General features: G+C 51.6%; 10 protein-coding genes, 1 tRNA gene and 9 pseudogenes. 10 read left to right on the forward strand and 10 right to left on the reverse strand.

Annotated elements, in window-relative coordinates:
* Positions 1–25 precede the first annotated feature (25 nt).
* Positions 26–1,194, reverse strand: a protein-coding gene (locus tag ACWWJF_RS20400) for an IS3 family transposase (RefSeq protein ID WP_455870461.1) whose coding sequence is annotated in 2 segments (ribosomal slippage) — positions 26–939 and positions 939–1,194 — 1,170 coding nt in all. Because the reading frame shifts where the segments join, the coding sequence is not laid out codon by codon here.
* Positions 1,195–1,266: 72 nt separating this feature from the next.
* A pseudogene (locus tag ACWWJF_RS20405) lies at positions 1,267–2,000 on the reverse strand (DDE-type integrase/transposase/recombinase); the annotation flags it as partial.
* Positions 2,001–2,124: 124 nt separating this feature from the next.
* Here ACWWJF_RS20405 and ACWWJF_RS20410 point away from each other — a divergent pair.
* The 6 genes and pseudogenes from ACWWJF_RS20410 to ACWWJF_RS20435 form a co-directional block, all read left to right on the forward strand.
* Positions 2,125–2,958 (forward strand): annotated as a pseudogene (locus tag ACWWJF_RS20410) (IS4 family transposase); the annotation flags it as partial.
* Between the two features lie 180 nt (positions 2,959–3,138).
* A pseudogene (locus ACWWJF_RS20415) lies at positions 3,139–3,636 on the forward strand (IS4 family transposase); the annotation flags it as partial.
* An 8-nt stretch (positions 3,637–3,644) separates the two neighbouring features.
* Positions 3,645–4,196: pseudogene (locus ACWWJF_RS20420) on the forward strand (integrase core domain-containing protein); the annotation flags it as partial.
* Between the two features lie 97 nt (positions 4,197–4,293).
* Positions 4,294–4,875 (forward strand): annotated as a pseudogene (locus tag ACWWJF_RS20425) (oligopeptide/dipeptide ABC transporter ATP-binding protein); the annotation flags it as partial.
* A 266-nt stretch (positions 4,876–5,141) separates the two neighbouring features.
* Complete coding sequence (gene rmf, locus ACWWJF_RS20430) at positions 5,142–5,309, forward strand: ribosome modulation factor (protein ID WP_455870462.1); 168 nt, start codon at positions 5,142–5,144, stop codon at positions 5,307–5,309.
* 196 nt (positions 5,310–5,505) lie between these two features.
* Positions 5,506–5,739 carry a hypothetical protein gene (locus ACWWJF_RS20435; RefSeq protein ID WP_455870463.1) on the forward strand — a complete coding sequence of 78 codons (234 nt, stop codon included), beginning with the start codon at positions 5,506–5,508 and terminating at the stop codon, positions 5,737–5,739.
* A 27-nt stretch (positions 5,740–5,766) separates the two neighbouring features.
* Here the strand turns inward: ACWWJF_RS20435 and ACWWJF_RS20440 are convergent.
* Positions 5,767–6,935 (reverse strand): IS3 family transposase gene (locus tag ACWWJF_RS20440; RefSeq protein ID WP_455870163.1). Its coding sequence is split into 2 segments (ribosomal slippage): positions 5,767–6,680 and positions 6,680–6,935, totalling 1,170 coding nucleotides; the frame shifts between segments, so codons are not numbered across the junction.
* Between the two features lie 73 nt (positions 6,936–7,008).
* Here ACWWJF_RS20440 and ACWWJF_RS20445 point away from each other — a divergent pair.
* A pseudogene (locus ACWWJF_RS20445) lies at positions 7,009–8,151 on the forward strand (IS256 family transposase); the annotation flags it as partial.
* Positions 8,152–8,207: 56 nt separating this feature from the next.
* On the opposite strand, the gene ACWWJF_RS20450 reads toward ACWWJF_RS20445, so the two are convergent.
* Positions 8,208–8,297: transfer RNA gene (locus ACWWJF_RS20450), tRNA-Ser, on the reverse strand.
* A gap of 335 nt (positions 8,298–8,632) precedes the next feature.
* On the opposite strand from ACWWJF_RS20450, the pseudogene ACWWJF_RS20455 reads away from it, so the two are divergent.
* Both ACWWJF_RS20455 and ACWWJF_RS20460 read left to right on the forward strand, forming a co-directional pair.
* A pseudogene (locus tag ACWWJF_RS20455) lies at positions 8,633–9,664 on the forward strand (IS630 family transposase).
* Between the two features lie 68 nt (positions 9,665–9,732).
* Positions 9,733–10,577 (forward strand): IS5 family transposase gene (locus ACWWJF_RS20460; RefSeq protein WP_455869069.1). Its coding sequence is split into 2 segments (ribosomal slippage): positions 9,733–10,078 and positions 10,078–10,577, totalling 846 coding nucleotides; the frame shifts between segments, so codons are not numbered across the junction.
* 118 nt (positions 10,578–10,695) lie between these two features.
* Here ACWWJF_RS20460 and ACWWJF_RS20465 read toward each other — a convergent pair.
* A pseudogene (locus tag ACWWJF_RS20465) lies at positions 10,696–11,265 on the reverse strand (integrase core domain-containing protein); the annotation flags it as partial.
* A protein-coding gene (locus ACWWJF_RS20470; RefSeq protein ID WP_455868400.1) for an IS3 family transposase occupies positions 11,262–12,430 on the reverse strand; the annotation gives its coding sequence in 2 pieces (ribosomal slippage) (positions 11,262–12,175 and positions 12,175–12,430; 1,170 coding nt in all). The gene ACWWJF_RS20470 and the pseudogene ACWWJF_RS20465, both read right to left, overlap by 4 nt.
* Positions 12,431–12,504: 74 nt before the next feature.
* On the opposite strand from ACWWJF_RS20470, the pseudogene ACWWJF_RS20475 reads away from it, so the two are divergent.
* Positions 12,505–12,606: pseudogene (locus ACWWJF_RS20475) on the forward strand (phosphatase); the annotation flags it as partial.
* 37 nt (positions 12,607–12,643) lie between these two features.
* Here ACWWJF_RS20475 and ACWWJF_RS20480 read toward each other — a convergent pair.
* From ACWWJF_RS20480 to ACWWJF_RS20495, 4 genes are all read right to left on the reverse strand, one after another.
* Positions 12,644–13,906, reverse strand: a complete 1,263-nt coding sequence (locus tag ACWWJF_RS20480) for an Arm DNA-binding domain-containing protein (RefSeq protein WP_455870464.1) — start codon at positions 13,904–13,906, stop codon at positions 12,644–12,646.
* Positions 13,907–13,936: 30 nt separating this feature from the next.
* Positions 13,937–14,188 (reverse strand): excisionase family protein, encoded by a 252-nt coding sequence (locus ACWWJF_RS20485; RefSeq protein WP_455870465.1) that lies wholly within the window; start codon positions 14,186–14,188, stop codon positions 13,937–13,939.
* A gap of 309 nt (positions 14,189–14,497) precedes the next feature.
* Positions 14,498–14,707, reverse strand: coding sequence for a ParE family toxin-like protein (locus ACWWJF_RS20490; RefSeq protein ID WP_455870466.1), 210 nt, complete (start codon positions 14,705–14,707; stop codon positions 14,498–14,500).
* Entirely contained in the window at positions 14,697–15,011 is a 315-nt protein-coding gene (locus tag ACWWJF_RS20495) for a hypothetical protein (protein ID WP_455870467.1), read from the reverse strand. Before ACWWJF_RS20495 ends, ACWWJF_RS20490 begins: the two co-directional genes overlap by 11 nt.
* Positions 15,012–15,140: the final 129 nt, after the last annotated feature.

Below are 15,140 nucleotides of genomic sequence, written 5' to 3' on the forward strand. Positions count from 1 at the left end.
TCTCAACATGTCCGTTCTGTAGTGGTCAACTAATATTGGCCACCGCATTAGACTGTATGTAGAACAGTCGCTCAGATTCGTTTGGAGTTAAGCCGCCGTTATACCAGTGAGGCCGGATAGCGCTGTAATACCCCGTGATGTAGCGGATAATCGCGTCCTGGGCTTCGCTGAAGCTGTTGTAACCCTTTGTCGGCACCCATTCTGTCTTCAGGCTGCGGAAGAACCGCTCCATTGGCGCATTATCCCAGCAGTTACCCCGCCGACTCATACTCTGCTTTATCCGGCAGCGCCACAGGGCTTGCCGGTATTGACGGCTGGTATAGTGGCTGCCCTGGTCGCTGTGGAACATGACTCCTGTTGGTTGTCCCCGGAGTTCCCAGGCCATCTGCAACGCTTTAACTGTCAGCGCCGAGTCCGGCGACGTCGACATGGCCCAGCCCACCGGTTTGCGGGCGAACAGATCTAGCACCACCGCAAGGTAAGCCCAGCATTTGCCCGTCCAGATGTAGGTCACATCGCCGCACCAGACCTGATCCGGCGCGGTAACCGCGAACTGGCGGTTGAGATAGTTCGGTATTTCAACGTGTTCATTGCCGCCGCGTTTGTATTTGTGAGCCGGTCGCTGGCAGCTGGCGATACCCAGCTCCTTCATCAGCTTGCCAGCCAGCCAGTGCCCCATTTTGACACCGGAGCTGCCGGTGACGATGGTCGCGATACTTCGAGCGCCGGCAGAGCCGCCGCTGGCGTTCCAGGCTTCCATGACGCGACTACACTTAACCACGCGCTCACCGTCGGGTTCATTAGCGGAAGCCTGCCAGTGCCTGTAGCTGCTGCGATGTACCTCAAAAGTTTGGCACAACGCCGTGACCGGGTATCGCGCCCTCAGCCTGTCGACTACCGTGAACCGTTGAGTGAGTCCGACATTAAGAGCGCCGTAGCCTTTTTTAGGATTTCGTTCTCCATTTCAAGGCATTGGACTTTTTTCTTCATCTCACGCAGCTCGAGCTGTTCAGGGGTAAGAGGAAGTCCCGTTGGCGTTTTTCCCTGTCGTTCAAGGCGAAGCTTATTGACCCAGCGACTAATGGCAGAATGGCTGACATTAACCGCCTCTGCGGCCTTAACGTATGTGTAGCCGTGGTCGACAACCAGCTTTGCGGCTTCGAGCTTAAATTCCGCCGTAAAATGTTTACCCATGAGGTCACCTGTCGTGTTGATGAGGTGAGCATATCACCTCCGCTCAGGTGGCCAGTATCAGTGTGCCACTACAAACTTCCGCGTTTCATGCGCTGTGTACGCTGAACCATTATCCGTCAGCCATTGCACTGGTTTATCCGGCAGCGCGCTACCGAAGCGTTTTTCCACCGACCTCAGCATCACATCCTGCACGGTTGAACTGTCATAACCCCTGGTGCTCGCTGCCCAGTCTATGGCCTCCCGGTCGCAGCAGTCCAGTGCGAACGTCACCCGCAGCTTCTCGCCGTTGTCACAACCGAACTCGAAGCCATCTGAGCACCAGCGCATATCGCTCTCTGCTACCGCGATTTTGCCTTTATGCTCCCGCTTCGGACGTTCATTTTTATCATGCAACAACAGCAGGTTATGCTCGCTCATTATCCTGTAAAGCCGTTTGGCGTTCACCGGTGGAAGTCCCTCTGCACGACGTTGCTTACCCAGGATACCCCACACTCGGCGGTAACCGTCACTGGGCATGTCGCTGATGATACAGACGATGTCCGATAATATCTCAGCATCAACTTCGTCATTACGCCGGTTGCTGCGCCTGTCCAGCCAGTCGGCAGAACGGTTAACCCGCAGTGACAGCTGCGCACGCGACACGCTCATGGCGCGGCTGACCAGAGCTATTCCCCGTCCTTTGGTAACAAGGGCGCGTGCGCTATCCATTTTCGCGACTGGCGGTACTCCACTGCTTCTTTGAGGATCTCAACTTCCATCTTCTTCTTACCCAGAAGGCGCTGTAGCTCCCGGACCTGCTTGAGGGCACCTCGTTATACATAAGTCCGCAACGCCTTATATGCCAAGGGTTAGCGGGCTGAAATAGGCAGCCGGTGGGGTTGTAAATGAAGTGAAACCGACGTGTACTATCGCCATTTACGGCGCTGAAAAATGACACGGGATTCAGATGGCTGGGCACACCAAGAACTGGAAGGGGTAAATCTTGGTGACACGAGGCTCAATAAGCGTGCCAAAGGGCTTTTGATACGGCTGGCTGAGAATCCGCAAGCCAGCATTCCGCATGCGTGCCTCGGATGGTCTGAGACGCTGGGTGCTTACCGCTTCATGGAGAACCAAGCATTCGAATGGCGAGACATTCTGCAACCTCACTGGCAGCGTACGCAGGAAAGGATCCGAGAACACGAGGTTGTGCTGTGTATCCAAGACACTACCGAGCTTGACTTCAACGGGCAGCAAATCCAAGGCTTGGGTCCCTTGAACTACGAAGCCAGGCGTGGTCTGTACCTGCATCCGACCTACGCGGTCAGTCCGGATCGCGTGGGGTTGGGCGTACTGGATGCGTGGATGTGGGCAAGAGAGCCGAAGGATGCAGACGGAAAACGCGATGGGCTCAAGGAGAGTACGCGCTGGCTCGAGGGATACGAGCGAGTTGCTGAACTCGCCTCGGAGTTGCCAAACACACGTCTGGTGTACTTAGCCGATCGCGAAGCGGATATCAAGGCGTTGATGCAGCTCGCTGATGACCTTGGCACTCCGGCTGACTGGTTGATCCGCTCGACTCATAATCGCAGTCTGGACTGTAATGAGAAGCTTTGGCAGAAGGTTGGAAAGACCGTGCCGGTGGGATAAATCCAATTCGTTATGGCGGCTCGCGCGGGGCAGAAGGCGCGTACGGTGAAACAGGCGCTGCGCGTGAAGCGAGTGTCGCTGCGTTGCGGGTTGGCAGTGACTTGTGTGATAGCCAAGGAAATTGAGCCGCCAGCAGGCGTGAAGCCATATCGTTATACACATCTTTCTAACGCACTGTTTAATCAATGAGTTACGGGTTTATCTCAGAGTGGCATTTTGAACCTCAAAAAGCCAATGGGATGGCTTGAATGCCTTAATTCACGGGGTTCTGAGCATCCTGTTCAAAAAATGGCCAAAAGATGTGTATAACGATATGGCGTGAAGCCGGTCGAGTGGCGGTTGCTGAGCAATCGCGTACCTGAAGGACGAGAAGATATCGTGGAGCTGATCGACTGGTATCGGGCTAGATGGGAAATCGAGATGTTCTTCAATGTGCTGAAGAACGGCTGCTGTGTCGAAGCGTTACAGTTATCGACCGTGGATCGCATTGAGCGGGCATTGGCGCTGTTCATGATCGTGGCATGGCGCATCGCCTATTTAATGCGTATGGGACGAACCTGTCCAGAGCTGGACGCAATGTTGTTCTTTGATTCCGACGAGACTCATGGCGCTTACCTACTGATGAACAAGCGTATGCCCAAGGGCCGCCCTAAGCTAAACGAAGTATTGCGCTTAGTTGCGCAACTCGGAGGCTTTCTTGCTCGAAAAGGCGACGGTGAACCAGGCGCAAAAACTATCAGGAAAGGCTTGCAGAAAGTCATGACGGCCGCCGAAACGCTACGCGCGCTCAGGCACGAACAGAGATGTGTATAACGAGGTGGGGTTATCTGGGGTCGCAGGACACCTTCTACGTGGGTAATCTGAAAGGTGTTGGCCGTATCTACCAGCAGACGTTCGTGGATACGTACTCGAAAGTGGCGCACTGCAAGCTTTACACGAGTAAAGCACCGATCTCTGCCGCCGACCTGCTCAATGATCGCGTGCTGCCGTTCTACGAAGCTCAGGGGCTGCCAATGCTAAGAATACTGACGGACAGGGGGACGGAGTACTGCGGTAAAGTGGAACAACATGACTATCAGCTGTACTTGGCTATCAACGATATAGACCATACGAAAACGAAAGCGATGTCTCCGCAGACAAACGGTATCTGCGAGCGCTTCCATAAAACTATTTTGCAGGATTTTTATCAGGTTGCGTTCCGTAAGACGTTATACGAGGACCTAGAAAGTCTACAAAAGGATCTGGACAACTGGTTGTGGCATTACAATAATGAGCGAACTCATCAGGGTAAAATGTGCTGCGGGCGTACGCCAATGGCCACGTTACTTGATGGTAAACGAGTCTGGGCAGAAAAAAATCTGAACCAGATTTAATCTGACAGACACCTGTATAAATAACCGGTAACTGTCAGATCAGGTCTGAGCTAATACAACTTAAGATACAAAAGCGGTCCGGAGATGGTGGGTCAAGATCACCTGCGAGTTGGCGACGTTGGTCGGCATTCGTCATGAATATCTTGACCGTTTGCCCCATGCGTTTTCCGGCGGTCAGCGCCAGCGTATCGCCATTGCGCGCGCGCTTTCAGCGCAGCCGGATATCATTTTATTGGACGAACCCACGTCAGCGTTGGATATTTCTGTTCAGGCACAAATTCTGAATTTACTGGTGCTGCTACAGCGACAGCGTAAACTTACCTACGTGCTGATATCGCATAATATTTCTGTTATCCGTCACATGAGCGATCGTGTAGCCGTCATGTATTTAGGGCAAATCGTTGAATTAGGCACGGCGCACAGTGTCCTGAACCAGCCGCGCCATCCCTATACCCGTTTGTTGCTGGAGTCGGTTCTTCGGCTTGACAGGCTGTTGTTGCAACAGGCCGGAGAAGAGATGAAAACGGGCGAATTACCCAGTAATCGACGGTTACCTCAGGGCTGCTTTTTTCGAGAACGTTGCCCTTATGCGGGCGCTGATTGTGGACAGCCCCAATTACTGACGCTGCTAAATGAAACCGATGGCATACGCTGTTGGCTTGCGGCTGGAGGCTTATAAGAATATTCCTATTTTCGCGGGTTCCAAGAAAAGAATAGCAAGCCCTTTTTTTCTATGGGGTAAAAACCTGGGGAAAGGCTTCCCGAAGATCAACCGTTATGCATACAGGAGATAACGTTCGCTGCGAAGCATATAGCATTAATGTGACAGGATAGTGAATTTTTAGCCTTGACCTTCGTGCCCAGAATCGCTATTGATACCATGTGGGTGCTCGAAAAGCAGTCACTGTTTTCTTTCCACCAGATGAACAATGAGGGAAATGAGGCATGAAGAGACAGAAACGAGATCGTTTGGAACGTGCGCAATCGCGCGGCTATCAAGCAGGACTTTCCGGAAAGTCAAAGGAACTTTGTCCTTATCAATCTATTAATGCCCGATCTGAATGGTTGGGAGGCTGGCGGCAAGCCATGGAGGACAGGGCGGTTACCACGTAGTCTCCTTTTGTACCGGTGCCTATTGTACCGGTCTCATTGATTTGTCCTTAATGACCTCCGCACATTTGCGGAGGTTTTTGCTTTTTAAAGCAAGCCACAGGATATACAACGTGTCGTGCAGCGAAGCGTAATAAGTCAAGGCGCGCAGAGAGAAGATGTTTCGTCGCACAGCGATGAATCAACAGCATGATATTAAATGAGAAAGGAAACGGTCAAGAGAACGGCGTTTTTTGTGAAGAACTTATCCTCAGCAATATTGATGCTCAGTCGTGCGGGTATCGATATTCCAAACGGCATGTTCCCCCTCCACACCATTTACTGTAAATACACGCGCGAAAAACGAAAAGCAGAGCAGTTGGCTATCACTTCAATCAAGCCGATCTTTAGCGTCGCATCAACGGCAAGGCGAAAGAAAGGTTACCTGGATTGATAAAACAATATTATGTAAGTGTAGTGGTCAACTAATATTGGCCACCGCATTAGACTGTATGTAGAACAGTCGCTCAGATTCGTTTGGAGTTAAGCCGCCGTTATACCAGTGAGGCCGGATAGCGCTGTAATACCCCGTGATGTAGCGGATAATCGCGTCCTGGGCTTCGCTGAAGCTGTTGTAACCCTTTGTCGGCACCCATTCTGTCTTCAGGCTGCGGAAGAACCGCTCCATTGGCGCATTATCCCAGCAGTTACCCCGCCGACTCATACTCTGCTTTATCCGGCAGCGCCACCGGGCTTGCCGGTATTGACGGCTGGTATAGTGGCTGCCTTGGTCGCTGTGGAACATGACTCCTGTTGGTTGTCCCCGGAGTTCCCAGGCCATCTGCAACGCTTTAACTGTCAGCGCCGAGTCCGGCGAGGTCGACATGGCCCAGCCCACCGGTTTGCGGGCGAACAGGTCTAGCACCACCGCAAGGTAAGCCCAGCATTTGCCCGTCCAGATGTAGGTCACATCGCCGCACCAGACCTGATCCGGCGCGGTAACCGCGAACTGGCGGTTGAGATAGTTCGGTATTTCAACGTGTTCATTGCCGCCGCGTTTGTATTTGTGAGCCGGTCGCTGGCAGCTGGCGATACCCAGCTCCTTCATCAGCTTGCCAGCCAGCCAGCGCCCCATTTTGACACCAGAGCTGCCGGTGACGATGGTCGCGATACTTCGAGCGCCGGCAGAGCCGCCGCTGGCGTTCCAGGCTTCCATGACGCGACTACACTTAACCACGCGCTCACCGTCGGGTTCATTAGCGGAAGCCTGCCAGTGCCTGTAGCTGCTGCGATGTACCTCAAAAGTTTGGCACAACGCCGTGACCGGGTATCGCGCCCTCAGCCTGTCGACTACCGTGAACCGTTGAGTGAGTCCGACATTAAGAGCGCCGTAGCCTTTTTTAGGATTTCGTTCTCCATTTCAAGGCATTGGACTTTTTTCTTCATCTCACGCAGCTCGAGCTGTTCAGGGGTAAGAGGAAGTCCCGTTGGCGTTTTTCCCTGTCGTTCAAGGCGAAGCTTATTGACCCAGCGACTAATGGCAGAATGGCTGACATTAACCGCCTCTGCGGCCTTAACGTATGTGTAGCCGTGGTCGACAACCAGCTTTGCGGCTTCGAGCTTAAATTCCGCCGTAAAATGTTTACCCATGAGGTCACCTGTCGTGTTGATGAGGTGAGCATATCACCTCCGCTCAGGTGGCCAGTATCAGTGTGCCACTACACTCAGCCAATTCGATCGCCTGCTGAAGAAAATCAGCGTTGAGGCTGCTCTCAACGCCGAAATGTCCCACCATCTGGGCTACGATAAAAATCAGCCCAAACCGGGGGCCAACTCCCGCAACGGCTATTCCACAAACACCGTGACCACCGGCGATGGCCCTCTGGAACTACGTACTCCGCGCGATTGTGATGGCTCCTTCGAACCACAACTGGTGAAGAAAAACCAGACCCGGATCACCGGGATGGATAACCAAATCCTGTCCCTGTACGCCAGAGGGATGACCACCCGCGAGATAGCGTCTGCGTTCAACGAGCTGTATGACGCGGATGTCTCACCGGCGCTGGTCTCGAAGGTCACCGACGCCGTGATGGAACCGGTTACTGAATGGCAAAATCGTCCACTGGATGCAGTCTATCCCATTGTTTACCTTGACTGTATCATCCTGAAGGTCCGGCAGGACAGTCGCGTCATCAATAAATCCGTGTTCCTGGCACTGGGTATCAACATCGAGGGCCAGAAAGAACTGCTGGGTATGTGGCTGGCCGAAAACGAGGGCGCGAAGTTCTGGCTCAATGTGCTGACAGAACTAAAAAACCGCGGCCTGAACGATATCCTCATCGCCTGTGTCGACGGTCTGAAAGGTTTCCCGGACGCCATCAACGCGGTGTATCCGGAAGCCCGCATCCAGCTGTGCATCGTGCACATGGTACGCAACAGCCTGAGGTTCGTCCCTTGGAAGGACTACAAAGCCGTCACACGCGACCTGAAAGCCATCTATCAGGCCGCTACGGAAGAAGCAGGACAGCAGGCGCTGGAAGCATTCGCCAGCGCATGGGACAGCCGCTATCCACAGATAAGCCGGAGCTGGCAGACGAACTGGAGCAATCTGGCAACGTTCTTCGCTTACCCGGCAGATATCCGCAAAGTCATCGACACAACCAACGCCATCGAGTCGCTGAACAGCGTGATCCGGCATGCGATTAAAAAACGCAAGGTGTTCCCGACTGACGACGCAGTGAAAAAGGTGGTGTGGCTGGCAATCCAGTCGGCCTAACAGAAATGGACGATGCCACTGCGGGACTGGCGTATGGCAATGAGCCGTTTTATTATCGAGTTCGGTGACCGCCTGAACGGTCACTACTGAGAAAGGCATTTACACAGAATCATGTACAGGGTCCTCAGAGGCGTTTTGTTTTTATCTGGCGGTGAGGGAGGGATTCGAACCCTCGATACGTTTTCACGTATACACACTTTCCAGGCGTGCTCCTTCAGCCACTCGGACACCTCACCGGATTGTTCGCCAGCAGTATGCTGCGGCGACGGGCGCTAATGTAGGTAAATTGCCGGGCAGCGTCAATGAGTTTATGCAACAAAATGCGCGTTTAGTTAAACTTAATGCAATTTGCTGATTTACTGACCTATTCTAGTTTAAATAGGGCGCTATCAATGTGTTAAATTTTCGTTATGGCTGCGGCGCAGGCTGCCAGTGTCAGTGAGAAATGGTATGCTGGCGGTGAAATGCCTAAATAACTGTTCCGAATAGTAGATCACCTGAAGGGAACTCAGTCCGAGTTGAGCGATCTGATCAATCGATAAAGATCCCAAATCATCAACCGGACTTAGCGATGTCGAGCATAGCACCGATACCCCGTAACGAACGACGCCTGATGAAGAAAACTCTCCATAAAACGCGTGACAAGAATCACGCCCGCAGGCTGACCGCCATCCTGATGTTGCACCGGGGCGAGCGCGTGAGCGATGTCGCCAGAATGCTTTGCTGCGCCCGTTCGTCAATCGGCAGATGGATTAACTGGCTCACCCTGTACGGCATTGAAGGTCTCAAATCTCTGCGGCCCGGTCGTGGCCGTCGCTGGCCGTTTGAACAGATCTGCGCACTGTTAATCCAGCTCGTAAAGCGTTCCCCTCATGATTTTGGCTATCAGCGTTCGCGCTGGAGCACGGAACTGCTAGCGATAAAAATCAATGAGATAACCGGTTGCCAGTTGCATGCTTCCACGGTGCGCCGTTGGCTGCCTTCTGCCGGTCTGGTGTGGCGACGCGCAGCTCCTACGCTGCGTATCCGCGACCCGCATAAGGAAGAAAAAATGGAGGTCATCGCGATGGCGCTGGAACAATGCAGCGCGGAACATCCCGTCTTTTACGAAGACGAAGTGGATATTCATCTGAATCCCAAAATTGGCGCGGACTGGCAGGTTCGCGGGAAGCAGAAACGCATCGTGACGCCGGGCCAGAACGAGAAATATTATCTGGCGGGTGCATTACACAGCGGGACGGGAAAAGTCAGCTATGTTGGAGGAAACAGTAAAAGTTCGTGTTTGTTTATCAGTATGTTAGAGCATCTGAGAGCAACGTACAGGCGGGCAAAAACGCTCACGCTGATAGTTGATAACTACATTATTCACAAAAGCCGGGAGACGGAGCGCTGGCTGGAAGAAAACCCGAAATTCAGGGTTATTTATCAGCCGGTGTACTCACCATGGGTAAATCATGTAGAGCGGTTATGGCAGGCGTTGCATGAAACCATTACCCGCAATCATCAATGCTGTTCAATGTGGCAGTGACTGAACAAGGTTCGCCGCTTCATGGAAACCGTCAGCCCGTTTCCCAGTGGAAAACATGGACAGGCAAAAGTGTAGCGGTATTAGGCTGTGTCCCTTAATCCCATGAGTTATACTAACTGTTTGTTTCTACATCATTTTAAACTATGGCTCGCTACGACCTTCCCGATGAAGCATGGGCTATCATCCAGCCCTTACTCCCTGCTGAACCAGCAACACCACAGGCCGGACGCCCATGGGCTGAGCATCGCATGATTATCAATGGCATGTTCTGGGTGCTGTGCTCTGGTGCCCCATGGCGTGATTTACCTGAGCGATACGGCCCATGGAAAACCGTTTATAACCGCTTTAACCGATGGTCAAAATCGGGAGTCATTAACATTATTTTCAATAAGTTACTTTCATCACTTGATGCCCATGGCCTCGTGGACTGGTCAGCGACTGCGCTGGATGGTAGCAATATCAGGGCGCTGAAATGTGCTGCCGGTGCTCAAAAAAACATCCCGATATCACCGGAGATAATGGGCTGGGTCGCTCTCGAGGTGGTTTTGGCACCAAAATCCATATGGCTACAGACGGAAGTGGTCTTCCGTTAAACATCGTGTTGAGCCCCGGTCAGGCTCATGAAAGTCAGTTTGCACTACGTCTTTTGGACGGTATTGGTGTCCAACGCCAGAACGGCAGTATGAAACGCCGTGGTCATGCGGTACTCGCTGACAAGGCGTACTCCGGGCATGTATTACGTAACGAGCTAAAAAACAGAGGTATAAAAACTGTCATCCCCCGAAAATCCACTGAAAAAATGGCGGTGGATGGTCGTTCAAAGCTCGATCGTGACGCCTACCGCAATCGGAACGTTGTTGAGCGGTGCTTTGGCCGTCTGAAAGAATACCGTCGCATTGCGACACGTTACGACAAAACGGCGAGGAATTATCTGGCAATGTTGAAACTGGGCTGCATCCGCCTGTTTTACCAGAGGTTATGTAATTAAGGGACACAGCCTAGGAACAGCTATTTAGCCAGGAGAGACCATGTATCCCGTCGATTTACATGTATTAGCTCAGACCTGATCTGACAGTTACCGGTTATTTATACAGGTGTCTGTCAGATTAAATCTGGTTCAGATTTTTTTCTGCCCAGACTCGTTTACCATCAAGTAACGTGGCCATTGGCGTACGCCCGCAGCACATTTTACCCTGATGAGTTCGCTCATTATTGTAATGCCACAACCAGTTGTCCAGATCCTTTTGTAGACTTTCTAGGTCCTCGTATAACGTCTTACGGAACGCAACCTGATAAAAATCCTGCAAAATAGTTTTATGGAAGCGCTCGCAGATACCGTTTGTCTGCGGAGACATCGCTTTCGTTTTCGTATGGTCTATATCGTTGATAGCCAAGTACAGCTGATAGTCATGTTGTTCCACTTTACCGCAGTACTCCGTCCCCCTGTCCGTCAGTATTCTTAGCATTGGCAGCCCCTGAGCTTCGTAGAACGGCAGCACGCGATCATTGAGCAGGTCGGCGGCAGAGATCGGTGCTTTACTCGTGTAAAGCTTGCAGTGCGCCACTTTCGAGTACGTATCCACGAACGTCTGCTGGTAGATACGGCCAACACCTTTCAGATTACCCACGTAGAAGGTGTCCTGCGACCCCAGATAACCCGGGTGTGTAGTGGTCAACTAATATTGGCCACCGCATTAGACTGTATGTAGAACAGTCGCTCAGATTCGTTTGGAGTTAAGCCGCCGTTATACCAGTGAGGCCGGATAGCGCTGTAATACCCCGTGATGTAGCGGATAATCGCGTCCTGGGCTTCGCTGAAGCTGTTGTAACCCTTTGTCGGCACCCATTCTGTCTTCAGGCTGCGGAAGAACCGCTCCATTGGCGCATTATCCCAGCAGTTACCCCGCCGACTCATACTCTGCTTTATCCGGCAGCGCCACAGGGCTTGCCGGTATTGACGGCTGGTATAGTGGCTGCCCTGGTCGCTGTGGAACATGACTCCTGTTGGTTGTCCCCGGAGTTCCCAGGCCATCTGCAACGCTTTAACTGTCAGCGCCGAGTCCGGCGACGTCGACATGGCCCAGCCCACCGGTTTGCGGGCGAACAGGTCTAGCACCACCGCAAGGTAAGCCCAGCATTTGCCCGTCCAGATGTAGGTCACATCGCCGCACCAGACCTGATCCGGCGCGGTAACCGCGAACTGGCGGTTGAGATAGTTCGGTATTTCAACGTGTTCATTGCCGCCGCGTTTGTATTTGTGAGCCGGTCGCTGGCAGCTGGCGATACCCAGCTCCTTCATCAGCTTGCCAGCCAGCCAGCGCCCCATTTTGACACCAGAGCTGCCGGTGACGATGGTCGCGATACTTCGAGCGCCGGCAGAGCCGCCGCTGGCGTTCCAGGCTTCCATGACGCGACTACACTTAACCACGCGCTCACCGTCGGGTTCATTAGCGGAAGCCTGCCAGTGCCTGTAGCTGCTGCGATGTACCTCAAAAGTTTGGCACAACGCCGTGACCGGGTATCGCGCCCTCAGCCTGTCGACTACCGTGAACCGTTGAGTGAGTCCGACATTAAGAGCGCCGTAGCCTTTTTTAGGATTTCGTTCTCCATTTCAAGGCATTGGACTTTTTTCTTCATCTCACGCAGCTCGAGCTGTTCAGGGGTAAGAGGAAGTCCCGTTGGCGTTTTTCCCTGTCGTTCAAGGCGAAGCTTATTGACCCAGCGACTAATGGCAGAATGGCTGACATTAACCGCCTCTGCGGCCTTAACGTATGTGTAGCCGTGGTCGACAACCAGCTTTGCGGCTTCGAGCTTAAATTCCGCCGTAAAATGTTTACCCATGAGGTCACCTGTCGTGTTGATGAGGTGAGCATATCACCTCCGCTCAGGTGGCCAGTATCAGTGTGCCACTACACGCAGAGGCTAAACGGAAAAACATCCGCCTGTTTGCCATCACCGATCATGGTCCAGACATGGCAGATGCGCCGCACTATTGGCACTTTATGAATATGCCTGTCTGATGGTTTAATCTTTTGTTGTGTATGTGTTTTATTGCTATATGATCTTGCTGTGGGGCATATGCGGGGCATTTTGCGCAATCTTGCTGTTGATTAGCGCTATCTGATCGTCATTATTCCCTGGCATCCAATCTCCATATACTTGATAAAGCATCTGCGGGCTAGAGTGGCCCATCTGGGAAGCTATAAAGTAGGGGTTGGCCCCTGCCGAAAGCATCCAGCACGCGAAAGTGTGTCGAGACTGATACGCCTTTCTGTGCCGAATCCCCGCCTTTCGTGAAGCAGATGTCCACGTTTGCCTTATTGACTCTGAAGAATAGCAAATGCCTCCCGCCCCATTTCTACACGATACAGACGGGGAAAAGACAAAGGTGCATTCATCATGTCTTGTTTTTCCGTGTTGGCGTGTATGTACTGTTACTATATGCTTAGCGCCCATCCTCGTTATTGCCATCTGATTTTTCAGAGCCTGCAACGCTCTATCATTCAGCTTGATGATCCGGTCTGTTCCCGCGTCTGTTTTCGGCACCGAGAATATTTTGGCTGTAGTGATGTTTCTTCTCACGCACAGAGTTCCATCCTTCATGTCTATATCTTCCCATGCCAAAGAGCACAGCTCTCCGTGACGCATTCCGGTGAAGAAGGCCAGCGTCCATAAGTTACGAGTCTGATCGCTTGGCAGCGCAGTTATTAGCCTGTCAAACTCGTCTTCAGATAGCGGGTCTGGACGAACCTTTGCCTTGCGCAGCATCTTCACTGAATACTTAAGATCCGCATCCATATACCCATTTTCTTTTCCGAAGGCGAATACTGACAGCGCCGTTGACATGTACGAGTTCACCGTTACAACGCTGCGTCCCTTTTTACCATTGCCTGACAAATGAAATCCCTCAATAAGCTCGTTACGCATTTTTGCCAAATCTTGCTTACGTATACCAGAAACGGGGACATTTACACCGAGAGTAATTACGATAGAACGAACTTTATTGCGGTATCTGATCATGGTGTTCTCAGATATTTCGTACCGCTTAATATTCAGCCATTTATTGAATAGCTGCATCACAGTGAGTGATGAATTTTCTGTTTTGTTTGATGATGATTTCGGAAATTTATCATCATAATTAAACGTGCCCGTTTTTATCGCGTAGACTACCGATTGCCGCAACTCCCCCGCAATCTTCCTGTTTTTGGGTGTGTCAGGCACCCCGATGGATTCCCTGCATCGCCTTCCTTCATGCATAAACCAGATGCGGAGCATACCTCCGTGACACTCCACACCAGTCGGATATTGCTTCTTCATAGCCCTCTCCTTGTTGAAATGGATCGCCATTTAAGCAGATTTTTTTTCTCTTTGCTTTGCTGCTGGCATTCTCTGAATCCACTCATCAACCAACTCACGATTGTAGAAACACGGCGCTGTTTCTCCAGGCTCTCCATTTCCTGAAACTTTTTTATATTCACGGCCTTCCATCCATGACGTGTCTCGTGCGTGCTTTATAGTACTTGCCTTTAATCCAGTTACAGCCATAAGTAAGCTCTCAGAAACCCACTTATTCGGAACAATTTGAATCACTTCAGGCATAGACACCTCACTTTCTCAGAATTTTCTCTAACGAGTAACACGCGCGCATAAGCAGATAGGCAATCACTGTCAGGAACATAAAGAGCATTGGTATGGGTAGGGTGGTGTTGACATCCTCGATAACAGGGCGGGATGAAGGTGCTGGGGCAGATCGTAGAGGTTTGCCTTGCTGTTCGAGGATATCGATAACCTTTCTGTATCCGTTTCCAGCCATTTTACGACTTTATCCAATTGGGTTTCTTCCGGGTGATAGCTCCCCATGAGGGCAGCATTACCCGCGAATGCGTAATTCATAGGGTGCTCCTGTTATTATTGTGTTATTTGTGTATTATATTTTGCATGGCTCATGGTTTTCCAATTTCGGCCATTATCTTTAGATAACATGCGCCAGCAGAGGGAAAGCCGGATTGATAAATAGCCTGTTCGTCGAATACGTCTTGCATGGATATGCCCTTCGCGGTACAGGCGTTCAAATCGCTTCGCCCGCTCTCTTATCCCGATGGGAATTTTAGGTTTCATTCTCTTTCTCCGTTTGATATTTGATTAATGCCTGAGTTGCACGACTGTGACGACGGCGGGCATTATGCAATTCACGTTTTTTCTGATTCAGCGCCATAATGTGCTGGCTGGTATGCGCAATAGCATTGTGATATTCAGGTGTTCCAGGTATGAGGTGTGCATCAATCTCGCGTGATGTGTGAAGATAATCTCGTATCGATGCGTAATATTGGTTCCTTAATATTTTCACGACCTGCTGGCATTTCACGATAGCTTTAGATGCTGCGATAATGCGGGCAACGATAACTTCCTGTGATTGCTTCATGATTTTTTATATGAACGCATCCCGTTTGCAAGGCATCCATTATTTTGACATTGACGGGTAGGTTGCAGCTTTATATCCGGCTTTTTTGCAGCCATAAAGCTGCGAGCCACTATGTAATCCGCTGACTCA

This window comes from Symbiopectobacterium sp. Eva_TO, assembly GCF_053848865.1.

Bases quoted from the DNA above. Each gene is read 5' to 3' on its own strand.
- ACWWJF_RS20435 (WP_455870463.1), top strand. From the start codon at position 5,506: ATGAGAAAGGAAACGGTCAAGAGAACGGCGTTTTTTGTGAAGAACTTA.
- ACWWJF_RS20485 (WP_455870465.1), bottom strand. From the start codon at position 14,188: ATGCCTGAAGTGATTCAAATTGTTCCGAATAAGTGGGTTTCTGAGAGC.
- ACWWJF_RS20480 (WP_455870464.1), bottom strand. From the start codon at position 13,906: ATGAAGAAGCAATATCCGACTGGTGTGGAGTGTCACGGAGGTATGCTC.
- rmf (WP_455870462.1), top strand. From the start codon at position 5,142: ATGAAGAGACAGAAACGAGATCGTTTGGAACGTGCGCAATCGCGCGGC.
- ACWWJF_RS20490 (WP_455870466.1), bottom strand. From the start codon at position 14,707: ATGAAACCTAAAATTCCCATCGGGATAAGAGAGCGGGCGAAGCGATTT.
- ACWWJF_RS20495 (WP_455870467.1), bottom strand. From the start codon at position 15,011: ATGAAGCAATCACAGGAAGTTATCGTTGCCCGCATTATCGCAGCATCT.